Below are 12,775 nucleotides of genomic sequence, written 5' to 3'. Positions count from 1 at the left end.
CGACGGAGCGTGTGCATCCCGGCAGCGCGCCCGCTACGAGCGCCACCGCCGTACATGCGAGCGACCGTCGAAGGCAAGGGCTCACTGGGACGCCGGTTTGTTCCAGGTAAAGCTGTTCACCGAGTTGCCCATCAGCTGGGCGATCATCATGTTGACCGCAGACGGATGCCCAGAGGTTCGCGGCGTGAACCTGATCATCGGGCCCTCCGCGACTGCCACAAGGGCCAAACCGTTTTTCACCGCGGTCATCACGAGCAGACGTCCCCGCGTCGATTCCGCGTTGGGGTTCTCCACCGAGAAGTCGTCGACTTCGCCGTAGCCGGGTTCGTACCCGACCATGGCGTTGGGAATCTGATACGCGGTCTGAGCGGTTCGATAGTTCTTCTGAATGTATTGCTCGACCACCTGTCGCGGTGTCCGGTTGTTCGCCGGCGTCCCGAACAGCCGGATCTCGCCCTCGAACCGATCGAACGTCAGCGTGATGCCGTCATCTTTTTTCGTGATGTCGGCAGCCGGAAGATAGGCGACCGAGAATGCTCCGTCTTTGGAGGTGAACCGCGGATATGTGTTCACCGCAACCCGTGGCACATTGGGCGGCGTCGAGGCGGGCGGCTCGGCCGCCGGAGCCTGGCCGGGTTCGCCCCCGACCGGCGGACCGATCGGCGGCCGCCCACAGTCGGGAGGGCACGCGTAGCGCACCAACGCCGGAGTTGTTTTGACAGAGACGGCCGAGACCGCTGCCACCGCGACCGCCACAACTGCAGCCGTCCCCAAGATCAGCCGGGCCGACGATGCCGGTCGAGGAAGCGGTGCGCTGTAGGACCCGGGCGGCACGCCGTAGCCCGGGAACGACCCCGTCGGGCTCCCTTCGGTCGAGGCCTCGGCAACAGCGCGCCTGGCACCGCGGGCGGTACGGCTGGCCGCGCGGGTGGCAGCGCCGCAGTTTGGGCAAAAGGCCATGCCCGGGACGACGTGGCGGCAATGAAAACACAACACGGCTTCACCGTGCGCGGTGTCCGGCTGCTCATGCAGCAGCGCTGAGTGCACGCCAATTCGCAAAGATACCAAAGCAATCGCGGCCACGAGCAGATGCAGACCGAGCTGCACCGGCGGAGTCAGGCTCATGACGTCCACGACCCCGAGCACCCCGTAGACGAGGATTACCACGAGCACCGCCACGATGACGGCACCCCGCAGGGGCGCGCGCCGGGCCTCCCCGCGCCGGTTGAACCACAGCGCGACTCCGGTCATACCACCCGCCGCCGCGGCGGTCAGCGGCATCGCGAGACCTTGCACGCCGGCTTGCATGAGTAGAACACTGACCGGTTTATGGTGTGCGACAAGCCCGTTCGAGACCTGAGGTGCGACACGAACCGCGATGGCTGCTGCGGTGTAGAACAGGGCGGCCAGTGCCCCGATCGCATATCCGTCCAGGGATTCCCGGCCGCCAGGCCGGAAGATGCGCGCGAGAACCGCCGGGGCCACCATCAAGACCGCCCCGATCACCGGGATACTCAACCCTTGTGCGATCAGCCGAGCGCCACCAGGACCGGGACCGAGCACGCTGAGATAAGAACCGGCAAGTAACGGGCCAGTCAGTAACGCCCACCCTGCGCCGAGCGCCACACCTGTCAACGACGTCAGTGCCATGACACGCAGACCGAGATCACGACGAGCGCCGGTTTGCAGTAGGTAGGCCACGAACAGCACCGGCAAGCCAGATACGCTGACCGCGATCAGCGCCGGTTGCCAGCGCAGCATGGCCAACACGACCAGCGCGATGATCAGCAGTCCCAGCGTCCCGCGAAACGCCCTCCGGGACCGCGGCAGCAGGTGCGGGAAAAGCGTAGTAATCAGCGACAGTCGGACCAGTTGTTCAGCCGGCTCGGCCGTGTAAGCGTCTGAGCGCAGACGATCGGGTCCGTTGCCGGGCAGTTGGTAGAGGTGGGCACCGCAGTAACCACAGAACGCACCGCTGGGAACGTCGCTGTGGCACACCCGGCACTGGGTGGTCGCTGAATGCTGTTGGGCGACAGCATTACTGGCCGTCATCGCCTGGCTCCTTGCTGGATGTCGAGGATGTCGTGAGCGAGATTGTCGGTGTTGGGCGTGCCCAATCCGGTGACCAGGTCGTAGCCGGGCACGGCGATATGGACCGCGTTGCCCCCCAAAACCACATCGTGAAAGGCCGGTCTGGCTGCGCCGGCAGCGACTTGGTACAGCACCGGGTTGATGTTGCCCACTGGCTGTCCGCCGTTCGCTGACAGGAATTGGTTGATCAAGACCGTGAGCGCCGCCCAGATGGGCGCGGACTGCGACGTCCCCCCGCCGGCCATCCATTGTCCGTCCACCAGGATGCTGACCCCGCTGTACGGGTCGGCGTCAGCGGCAACATCAGGGGTCAGCCGGTGGCTGGTGTCCCACGCCGACGACACGCTGCTCTGCCACGGGGGTCGCGAGAACAAGCGCGAGACTCCCCCGCCGGTGCCCTGCGACATAGGCGAGTCAAACCAGCTGGCTTCTGAGACCCAGGCGCCCCGAGCGTCAGTGCTGAGGGTGGTTCCCCCGACATCGGTCATCGCCGGTACCGATCCGACAGCGTTGACTCCCTGATCGTTTTCACCGGGCGGCGTCGACCAATCGCCATTGAACTCAGCACATTCCAAGCCACCGGAATCTCCGCTCGACATGAACGCCGATGTGCCGTGCGACGCCGCGATCTGAACGGCTGACTCCACCGGTGCCAGGTCAGCGGCAGTCGCCATCCGGTCGCAACCGATGCCAAGCGACGTGCTCCACACCGCACCGGGGAACTGCCGGTCGGCGAGCTGATACATCTGTCCGGCCTGCGCATAACTGGTGGAGCCGCCGAAGGCCAGCGCGTTGACGACGACCAGCTTGGCGTCGGGAGCGATGGCGTGGACGACTTCGAGGTCCATCTCGGTCTCCCCCAACACCCTGCCGGGCTGGCCACCGATGAGCACCGGAGTGAAGCGCGGCGAGCCGAGCTTGTCGGCCCACCGGTCGAGATCGACCTGCTTGTAACTGTCTATCTCGAAGAACACGACGGTTTGCCCTTTGCCGGTGAAGCCATCGCGGGCCAAAGGTTCGGCGTTGTAGGTACGCAGCAGCGCCGGCGGTATGAGCCCACCGCGGGGTACGTCCACCGGGATGTTCGGCGGTTGCGCACGGTGCATCAGCTGGTATCCCAAGATGCTGCCGAGCTCGCTGACCTCGTTCCTGAGCTGGACCGGAATCGAAGGTTGTTGTGCGGCAGCATAAAAGACCTGCCCACTTCGGCTGCGGTAGTCATGGATCGCGACGTCGAAAGCTGACCCGAGGTGCGCCGGCGTTCCCTCGATGTATGCCCAGTCGGCGCCGGGCGTCCACTGCACCCCCAGCTGGTGCTGCTGCGTCCAGCCGATCAAGGCGTCGGGGCGCGCCGAGCGGTGCAGTGACGCAGCCAGAGCGATGCGTTCCTTGCGCGCGGGACCCAGGTCTTTGGAGGCATTGACCAACCAGGCCGTCGGCCCGGACACGAGCCGTGGATATCCGGTGGTCATCGGGCCCGCCCCGAGCGTCAGAGCCAGGTACACCCCGGCCAGCACCGTCACCAGAAACACGGCCCTGAACCGCACGGCGATCGGGCGCGACGGCGTACGCGTCATTTTCGTGGTCCGAGCACCGCGGCGGGTGCCGCATGATGGATAGGTGCACACGCTGGGGTCCAATGACAAATCACAGTTACTCCTTCGACGACTGATCGAGACATCCGCAATCGACGACACACGTCCCTTGATGTTCCGCTGGAAAATAGCATCAACAGCGTGGGCCGGTCTTCGCAAATCAGATGTGTCCATCGAATCAGCGAATTTTGCCCCGCCGCGGCGTTTAACATCGGCCTGGCTCAGTCACAGCCCGTCGCGTATGAATTTGAAAGGAATCCGTTCATGACGCATAGACAACGGCGCTGCCTTCTGGTAATGGGCGGCACCGTGGCAATTGTCTTGACGCTCGCGGCCTGTGGTAGCCGGACGACATCAGGAACCCCGCTGCAAGCCCACAAGACCAGCGCCCCGGCCGCCGCGCCCGGTAGCCAGCGGGGACCGTCAGGGCGCCCGACTGAGCCCCCGAAACCGGTGCCCTCCAGCAACATCAAGAACCTTGCATTGTCTTCCGAGGACATCAACGAAATTTCCGGGCTGTCACTCAGCGACAGGACCGAGTTCGCCTCGCCATTCGGGTCCGCGAACGACTACACCAACCCTGACTGCGGCATCATCGACGGAATCACCAAAGAAGCCCTCGGCAACGGCGAATTCACCGCCTTCCGACGAGTGGAGAACAAGGCCGTCAAAGGTGACAGCCTCATCGGCCTGTTCAAACAAAACATCGCCATCTTCGAGACGTCCGACAAAGCCCGCGAGCTTTTCCGCAAAGCCTATGGCTCGCTCGGCAAATGCAACTCAGCCACCTTTGCAAGCAAGTCCGACCCCACCACGTGGAAGATCTTGGCGCCCGGGCCATTCAGCGGCGACGTCGTGACATTTTCCTCACTTCAGCTGACGGATAAACAAGAGATTCTCGGATGGCGCTGCACTCACGAAGTACGCGTCAAGAACAATGTCATCGTCGAAGCGTTCTTCTGCGCATGGGCTAACGGATCACCGGCCGTCGCGGCAGCGGTGGACCAAATCAGCGCCCGGATACCACCACCAGACAAGCCCATACCGCCGACCCCCGCAGACTTCCTCGCGCCGAACAAGATCAAATCGGTAATCGTGGGGGTCCCACAAGTCGGCAAGCTCCTGGGCGCCAACCTCGGCTACAGCAATACTTTCCTATATCCGCCGGACGTCCGGGATCTGGACGGTAAGCCCAACTGCAGTCCGTTGATCGGACCCGACGTCAACTCTTTCGGTGTCAACGTCGACTACACCGCCTATCACCAAGCCGAGTATCTGGAAGACAAAGACGACTACCAGCACATCATCGATCAACAGGTCGCCACGTATTCCGATACGCCAGCGGCGTCGCGTGCCTTTGAGAATGCTCTCAAAGGACTCAACCGGTGCGATGGTGCCGTGGTTCCCAGCGGACAACCCAATGCTCAATTCAAGTTGCAGGCCCCCGGGATCGCCGGCAATGCCGCTCAGTGGACTTTGATTCACATGACCGACGGGCAGGTCGATACCTGGCGCTGCGTTTTCAACTTCCGCACGCAGAGCAATGTCCTGTTCGTCGCGAAAGTTTGCCAGTACGGCAATCCGGCCGACATCGTCGGGCAGATCGCCGATCAGATGGCCGACTCCATACCCAAGTGAGCCGATGACTTCACCTCGTTCGCTGCAAGAGCACGCCAGTGCCCGAGACATGTTGAAATGGCAAGAGTTTCGGTCAATCCACCCGCGCAGGACATATTCGCCCGATAGGCTGCCAACGCTGAGCTGGCGAATTGCATACCGTCAACGCTCGCGAACGTCGAGGGTTGAGATGACAGGAGGCAAGAATCTCGATGAAACGTAGACTTCTCACGCTGGGGTGCGCCGGCCTGGCCCTACTGATGTCGGCGACACCGTCGGCGATGGCCGATTCATCGGCGGCGAAGGTGACCGGCTCCAACATCGATGCGGTGTTGTTGCCGGGCGACGTTGTCGGCGACATCCTCGGCAGCAATATGCCGATACAGCAAAAAAGCAAGCGTCCGCTGCCGGCCACCCAGCTCGACAAAAACCAAGAATGCGGAGTGCTTTTCGGGCCGGACAGCAAGTTTTACGGATCCGACCTCAACCTGTACCGAATTTCGCTACTCGAGGACGACAAGGATCAACCCGACTACGTGGTAGTCCAGACGGTAGCCACGTTCCCCGACGCCCAAACCGCCAAGACGGTACTCACGAACGGGATCGAGCCGACGTCCGGCTGCGGTCAAACGGTGCAGATCACCGACCTCGACAGCAAGCCGACCTGGAAGCTGTCGGCCCCGCAGGTCTCTGCCGGCGACGCCAAATGGCATATGGCACAGCTGTATCAGGGCGACCCCATCGGCTGGAATTGCTACTTCGATTTACGCGCGGCCGAGAACGCGATTCTGCAGGCGCAGGTCTGCCAGATGGGTAATGCTGGCCCGGCGGTCAGCCAGATGATCGATCAGATGGTGGGCGGGCTCCCGTCATAAACAAGCACCTGACGACATGCATGTACCCACACCAAGGCTTTGAACGACATGAAAGGGCAGAATCGATGAAGCGGGTAAAACTTGTCTCCACGCTTGCGGGCCTGATTGGGCTGGCCACGGTGGCTTGCTCGCACTCCAACTCCGACGAACCCACCCTCAAGCCGGCGATCAACAAGCCGGCGCCAACCGCCACCTCGCAGCAGGCGGCAGCAGGTGACCCCACCGCTCCGCCCGCGGCGGCGCCGACAGCCTCGTCGGCGCCGGCCACACCTGCCCCACCGCCGCTGGTGGTGCCGGGCAAGGTGGATTCATTGCTGTTGCCACTGGACGAGACCGGCGGAATCATCGGCGCCACTTTGAATTACGAGCAAAAGTTCAAGAATCCGTTGCAGCCGTACGCCTTGGGCAACCAGTCGGGGTGCGCGGTGCTGTTCGGACTCAACACAGCCGCGGTCGGCAACGACTACACCACCTTTCGCGCGCTGCGCCAGCAGGAGAGCAAAGACAACTACGCGCACGTCGTCGAGCAGGAGGTCACCACGTATGCGGACGCCGCAACCGCGACGGGCGTGTTCGAGAACGCCTTCAAATCGGTGAATCAGTGCAACGGCGTCACCGTGCACCGGCCTACCGACAACGCGGAGATCACCTGGCAGTTCCAGGTTCAAAACGGCGATCCGGCAAACGCGCAGTGGCACAACACCGAGCTGACCAACAACAATCCCGACGGCTGGGGATGCTCACACGGCGCGCGGGTGAAGAACAACGTGATATTCGCCGCCAGGGTATGCCAGCGCGGCGATACCGGCGCCGGTGTGCCCACCATTCTCGACCGTATCGGGAATTCGTTCCCCGCTTAGGCTCACTTTGGTCGTGGGGGCCGGTCAACCACTCGGTCGGCCCCCATCCCAACGCGTTCACGGCAACCGGTGACCATCGACACCGAAAAAGTGCAGGTGTCCCGGCTGTGGATGTAAGCGCACGCGACTACCCCGCGGCGGCGGGTCGTGCCCGTCGGTGCGTGCGACGATCGGGTGTGCGGAGGTGTTGTCGGGCCCGATGATGCGCCCGTACAGATATGCGTCCGCTCCGAGTTCCTCGACCACCTCAATCTGCATCTCGACACCGGTCCCGCCGATCTCCAGATGCTCGGGCCGCACACCGATCACGAGTTCTGCTGCTGTATCGGTGATCTCACGCGGCAACGGGACCGACCAGTCACCCAATGCGACGCATTGATCGACAACAGGAAGGGTCAACAGGTTCATCGCCGGCGACCCGATGAACTCCGCCACGAACATATTGACCGGACTTCGGTACAGCTCTCGCGGCGTTGCGCACTGTTGCAGGACACCGTCGCGCAAGACTGCAACCCGGTCGCCCATGGTCATCGCCTCGACTTGGTCATGGGTGACGTAGACGGTGGTGGTGCCCAGTCGTCGTTGGAGTCCGGCGATCTGATTGCGGGTCTGCACCCGTAGTTTTGCGTCCAGGTTGGAAAGTGGTTCGTCCATCAGAAACACCTGCGGCCGACGCACGATCGCACGTCCCATCGCCACCCGCTGGCGTTGCCCTCCAGACAGGTCCTTGGGTTTGCGGTCCAGGTACGGCTCGAGGTCGAGTAATCGCGCCGCATCCAATATCCGTTGCTGAATCTCGCTTTTCGCTATCCGGGCGATCTTCAGCGCGAAGCCCATGTTCTGCGCAACCGTCATATGGGGATACAGGGCGTAGTTTTGGAAAACCATCGCGACGTCACGGTCTTTGGGGTCGTCGTCGGTGACGTCTCTGGCGCCGATGAAGATCCGTCCGGAGTCGACGGCCTCCAACCCGGCGATCATTCGTAGCGACGTGGTCTTGCCGCATCCAGACGGTCCGACCAGTACGATGAACTCGCCATCGTTGACGCTCAGGTCCAAGCGGTCAACGGCGGGCCGATCCGCGCCCGAGTAACGCCGGGTCGCTTGCTCGAAAGTCACTGACGTCATCGGCTATCCGCCCAGCCCGGTGACCGCGATGCCGCGGATGAAGGCGCGTTGCGCAATCGCGTACACCCCCAGCAGCGGCAACAAAATCAGGATCGACGCGGCCATCAGCACGGGCCACCTGGCAACGTATTCGCCCTGCATCCGAACCAACCCCAGGGTCAGGGTCGCGATGCTGCTGCGCTGAATCATCAACAGCGGCCAGAGGAAATCATTCCAGACATTGACCCATGTGAGCACCGCCAGCACCATCACCGCCGGCTTCGCGTGCGGCAGCAGTATTCGCCAGAAAATCTGCCACGGCGAGCAGCCGTCGAGGATGGCCGCCTCCTCGAGCTCGTCCGGCAAGGTGCGGAAGAACTGGCGCATCAGGTAGGTGCCGAACGCGCTGCCGAACAACCCCGGCACGATCATGGCCCACGGCGTGTCGGTCAGCCCGGCGATGCGCATCAAGATGAACTGCGGTATCACCGTCACCGTCAGGGGCACCATCAACGTCCCCAGATACAAAATGAACAACGTGTCGCGGCCCCGAAACCGCAGTCGCGCGAAGGCGTATCCGGCCAGCGAGCAGAAGAAGACCTGGCCGATGCTGACACAGCCGGCATAGAGCACCGAATTGAAGAACATTCGCCAGAACGGCATGACGGCGAATACCTCGCGGTAGTTGGACCACTGCGGGTGTCCGGGAAACAGTACCGGCGTCGTCACCTCACCCACCCTCTTCAACGAGCCGGAGACCGCCCACAGGATCGGCAAAAGCGCACACGTGGCAATAGCCGTCAGAGTGGCGTACAGCACCACACCACGAAAGACGCTGGGCCGCAACACTCGTTCTGCTACGCCCACGATCGTTCCTCCTGGGCTGCTCGACGACGCCCCAGCCGCAACTGCACAACGGTCAGCACCAGCAGGATGGCGAACATCACCCACGCCAACGCTGAAGCGTAGCCGAACTCCAGGAAGGCAAAAGCATGCTGGAACAGCATGATGCCGAGAACATACGTCGCGGTCTCCGGCCCCCCGTTGCGTCCGGTGAGGACGTAGACCAGATCAAACGCCTGGAATGCGTGGATGATCGAGATGACGACCACGAACGACACCGCGCTGCGTATCAACGGCACGGTGATCGACACGAACTGGCGCAACTCCCCCGCGCCGTCGAGTCTGGCGGCCTCATAGAGGTTCTCTGGTACACCCTGCATGGCGGCCAACAGGATCACGGTCGCGAAAGGCACGCTGCGCCAGACGCTCACGAGACACAGTGACGCCATGGCATATCTCGGATCGACCAGCCACGGAACGGGACCGATACCGATCCAACCGAGGATGATATTGAGCAAACCGTTGTTGGTGTTGAACACGAACTGCCAGACAACAGCCATGACCACCGACGATACCGCCAGCGGCAAAAAGATAATTGTTCGAAATATGGCTATGCCCTTGATTTTCCGATTGAGCACGCCGGCCACGGCCAGGCTGATCAACACCGTGGGGATGACAGTGCCCGCGACGTAGACCACGGTGTTGCGCAACGCGATAGCGAACAGCGGATCTTCGGTAAAGAGGCTGCGGTAGTTCGCCAAGCCGACGAACTTGGCCGGCATGAACACATCCCAGTTGTGAAAGCTCATGTAGAGCGAAAAGCCAAGTGGAAACAGCATGAACACCGCGACCGCGATCAAGTTAGGCGCGACGAAGAGGCGACCGGCACGGGCGCGCCGCTTCCAAGGCCCGCGCCTGCGGGTCACCGCCGTGGCTGCTGCATCGGTCGGTGTCATGGCGTTCGGAGTACCTCGTCGATCTTGTCCGCCAGCCCCGTCGTCAGCGTCGTCGCCGGCCGCGAGCCTCGCAAAACCGGGCCGATATTGCGGTCCATCAACGCGGCGATCTTCGGCCACGCCGGCGTGATGGGCAGACCCTCGGCGTGCGCCGGCCCGCCGGTGAGCACGGCGAGATTGCCGATTCTGTTATGCGCCTTGGCAAAATCGGACGAGTGGATCGCCGACCGCAAAACCGGTACAAACAGTCCGGACTCGGCGATCACCGCTTGTCCAACGGGTCCGGTGGCGAATTTCATGAACTCCCACGCCTGTTCCTTGCGGGGACTACTCGATGCGATGGCCAGCCCGGTGGTCCCGATATTCGAGTGAGCCGCATGTCCTTTCGGGCCAGTCGGGAGCACGGCAATGTCGAAATCCAGGTCTTTGGCCCGGTCGAACGTCTGGTATCTCCAATGCCCGCCGAGCGCCATCGCGGCGTGTCCTGAGGAGAACAGATCCGTCGTCGACATCGACTGGGTTTCGGATGCGGTGGGGGCAACCCCGTGCTTGTTGGCAAGATCGGCGTAGAACTGGATCCCCTCGATGAACGCGGCGTCGTCGAAATTGAGATGGGTGGGGTTCATCCGCGGGTCTGACCACGGGACGCCGTTGTTCATGCCGAACAACAGCGCGGAGTAGTACGGAACCCAGGTGTCGACGAATCCCCACTGAGTGACCCGGCCCGATCTGTCGCGCTTGGTCAGCGTCTGAGCGGCGTCGAGGAATTCGCCGAAGCTCCACGGCTCGCTCCATCGCCCGGGCGGTGGACGCAGCCCCGCCTCAGCGAACAACTTCTTGTTGTAGAAGACGAAGTTTCCGGACCACTGTTCCGGAAATGCATACTGCCCACCGTTATAGGTGAATGTCTCGTACAGGGACGCGACGCTGTCGGCCCTGAGCTTCGCGGCGAAAGTCGTGTCGTGTGCCAGCATCGCGTTGAGGTCGAGCAACACTCCCCGCTCGGCCAGTCCCGGGTAGGTGAATTCCCACGCCATCAGGACATCCGGGCACTTGCCGCCGGCACAGTAGATCGACACATGCTGCAACGCGTCCGGCCCGGACAACAGGGTCCGAACCTTGATGTCTGGATGCCTGCGCTGAAATGCATCCACGACGCGCAGCCGGGCATCCGCCTCCTCGGGGTTGGCCGCGAAGAAGAAGGTCAGCGCATCGTCGTCAGAGCTACATGCGGTCGGCCACAGCGCCAGCGCAGCGGCGCCGAGCGCGCCGGCACCGCGGAGCAGTGTCCGCCGTTCGAAAGGCGTACCGCGACCGGTGATCACTGCGGGAAGAAACGAATCCGATGAATCCCGGTGCCACGCCGGGGCAGGTCGGCGAACAGCACACCGCGCTGCTTTTCCGACGTCACGGAGGCTGCGATAGTGGAGCCCGCAGCGATCAGCTTCGTCGCTCCCGCCCCGGAATACCGCTCGATGAGTCCGGCGACGTCGACGGTTTCGGCGACTTCTTCATCGCCGAAAGTGATTGTCGCACTGGATGACAATGCCTGAAGCGCGCCGAATCTGTCGCCTCGTCCCACGGCGTTCACGAAAGTGTCGACCAACGTCTTCTGCCGGGACCCCACCCGGCGGAAGCCGGCGACGAATCCGGCGGTGCCCCGCAGTCGCTGATTGCGGAGGAGACCTTGCGAAAGTTGGACGGTGGCCGGCATCGCGGAGACGCCGTTGCGCAGGAACTGCACCACCATGGCAGGCAGTTCCCAAAACGCCCGAAGCGTCGCGATCTTCCATTCGCCGTTGACCTCGCGAAGGTCATATCGGAGGAACGCCGGGATGGTCATCGTGACCGCGGCACCCATCACCACCTCGAGAGCCAGATCGCGGATGACTGATGAGCCGCGGACGATGTCGAGGTCGCGATGAAAGGTGATATCGCGCGGGCCGATGAAAGTGTCATAGAACCGGCCGATCTCGACCGGCCCGGTGTGTGGCCGCGAACCCACCGGATCTTCGATACGACCGTCGGTCGTGAACAGACCCACCCAGCCCGCGCGGTCGTGGGCCGCCGCGGCCTGCGGTGATCGCTCCACCGCTGCCAGCAGCGCCTGCTCACCCGGGCCCATCACGGGCTTGCCACGATCTCGACGCCCGATGCACGCAGCCCTTCGAGGGCCGCCGCGGTGGACTGCTCCGCCACGCCCGCCGTCAGATTCACCAGCACCCGGGTGGCCAAGCCCTGCCTCGCAGCGTCTTCCGCGGTACGGCGTACGCAGTGCTCGGTCGCGATACCCACAACGTCGAGCTGGTCGACCTCGCGTTGTCGCAGCCAGTCCGCCAGCGGGGTCCCGCTGTCGTCAACCCCGCTGAACCCGCTGTAGCCGGCGTCATAAGCGCCCTTGCGGAAGACGGCCTCGAACCGGCCGGCGCCAAGGCCGGGATGAAACTGCGCGCCGGTGCTGCCGGCACGGCAGTGCGGCGGCCACGACGAGATGTAGTCCGGGTGCTCGGAGAAATGGTCACCCGGATCGATGTGGAAATCCTGGGTGGCCAACACATGGTGATACTCGGTGCCGCGCGCCAGGTAGTCACCGATGGCTCCGGCCAGCGCGGCCCCACCGGTCACCGCCACCGAGCCGCCCTCGCAAAAGTCGTTCTGAACGTCGACGACGATCAGCGCACGCATCACACCACGGTATCGCCGACGCAGCCGTACCCGAGTCACTGCGACGATTCGGCTGGGTAGGATCGGCGAAGTTAACGCCGTTACCTGCGCGTTGCATCAGGTAGATTGTCAAACTATAGTCCAGACACGTGTCCAGAAAGTTCGCT

General features: G+C 63.2%; 11 protein-coding genes. 3 read left to right on the top strand and 8 right to left on the bottom strand.

Features of this window, described 5'->3' with window-relative positions; genetic code table 11:
- Window positions 1–81: 81 nt before the first annotated feature.
- Both VGG53_RS13710 and VGG53_RS13705 read right to left on the bottom strand, forming a co-directional pair.
- On the bottom strand, window positions 82–2,052 hold the full coding sequence (locus VGG53_RS13710) for a zinc ribbon domain-containing protein (RefSeq protein WP_331518597.1): 1,971 nt from the start codon (window positions 2,050–2,052) through the stop codon (window positions 82–84).
- On the bottom strand, window positions 2,049–3,668 hold the full coding sequence (locus tag VGG53_RS13705; RefSeq protein ID WP_331518596.1) for a S53 family peptidase: 1,620 nt from the start codon (window positions 3,666–3,668) through the stop codon (window positions 2,049–2,051). Before VGG53_RS13705 ends, VGG53_RS13710 begins: the two co-directional genes overlap by 4 nt.
- A gap of 315 nt (window positions 3,669–3,983) precedes the next feature.
- Between VGG53_RS13705 and VGG53_RS13700 the strand changes: the two genes are divergently transcribed.
- The 3 genes from VGG53_RS13700 to VGG53_RS13690 all read left to right on the top strand — a co-directional run bounded on the left by VGG53_RS13700 (window position 3,984) and on the right by VGG53_RS13690 (window position 7,038).
- Window positions 3,984–5,324, top strand: a complete 1,341-nt coding sequence (locus VGG53_RS13700) for a sensor domain-containing protein (protein ID WP_331518595.1) — start codon at window positions 3,984–3,986, stop codon at window positions 5,322–5,324.
- Between the two features lie 191 nt (window positions 5,325–5,515).
- Window positions 5,516–6,178, top strand: coding sequence for a sensor domain-containing protein (locus tag VGG53_RS13695; RefSeq protein ID WP_331518594.1), 663 nt, complete (start codon window positions 5,516–5,518; stop codon window positions 6,176–6,178).
- 65 nt (window positions 6,179–6,243) lie between these two features.
- Window positions 6,244–7,038 carry a sensor domain-containing protein gene (locus tag VGG53_RS13690; protein WP_331518593.1) on the top strand — a complete coding sequence of 265 codons (795 nt, stop codon included), beginning with the start codon at window positions 6,244–6,246 and terminating at the stop codon, window positions 7,036–7,038.
- A gap of 57 nt (window positions 7,039–7,095) precedes the next feature.
- Here the strand turns inward: VGG53_RS13690 and VGG53_RS13685 are convergent, their stop codons facing one another.
- From VGG53_RS13685 to pncA, 6 genes are read right to left on the bottom strand one after another with little or no spacing between them, the layout of a single operon-like run.
- On the bottom strand, window positions 7,096–8,166 hold the full coding sequence (locus tag VGG53_RS13685) for a sn-glycerol-3-phosphate ABC transporter ATP-binding protein UgpC (protein ID WP_331518592.1): 1,071 nt from the start codon (window positions 8,164–8,166) through the stop codon (window positions 7,096–7,098).
- 3 nt (window positions 8,167–8,169) lie between these two features.
- Window positions 8,170–9,012, bottom strand: a complete 843-nt coding sequence (locus tag VGG53_RS13680; protein ID WP_331518591.1) for a carbohydrate ABC transporter permease — start codon at window positions 9,010–9,012, stop codon at window positions 8,170–8,172.
- Window positions 9,003–9,914, bottom strand: a complete 912-nt coding sequence (locus tag VGG53_RS13675; RefSeq protein WP_331518678.1) for a sugar ABC transporter permease — start codon at window positions 9,912–9,914, stop codon at window positions 9,003–9,005. Before VGG53_RS13675 ends, VGG53_RS13680 begins: the two co-directional genes overlap by 10 nt.
- A 26-nt stretch (window positions 9,915–9,940) precedes the next feature.
- Window positions 9,941–11,266, bottom strand: a complete 1,326-nt coding sequence (locus tag VGG53_RS13670) for a sugar ABC transporter substrate-binding protein (RefSeq protein ID WP_331518677.1) — start codon at window positions 11,264–11,266, stop codon at window positions 9,941–9,943.
- Window positions 11,266–12,069 (bottom strand): ketosteroid isomerase family protein, encoded by an 804-nt coding sequence (locus tag VGG53_RS13665; protein ID WP_331518676.1) that lies wholly within the window; start codon window positions 12,067–12,069, stop codon window positions 11,266–11,268. Before VGG53_RS13665 ends, VGG53_RS13670 begins: the two co-directional genes overlap by 1 nt.
- Entirely contained in the window at window positions 12,069–12,629 is a 561-nt protein-coding gene (gene pncA, locus VGG53_RS13660; RefSeq protein WP_331518590.1) for a pyrazinamidase PncA, read from the bottom strand. Before pncA ends, VGG53_RS13665 begins: the two co-directional genes overlap by 1 nt.
- Between the last annotated feature and the right edge of the window lie 146 nt (window positions 12,630–12,775).

The organism is Mycobacterium sp., from assembly GCF_036490025.1.
In the GTDB taxonomy this organism is placed as follows: Bacteria; Actinomycetota; Actinomycetes; order Mycobacteriales; family Mycobacteriaceae; genus Mycobacterium.
The sequence above is the reverse complement of the archived record's forward strand: the minus strand, read 5'-3'. Positions and strand labels throughout refer to the sequence as shown.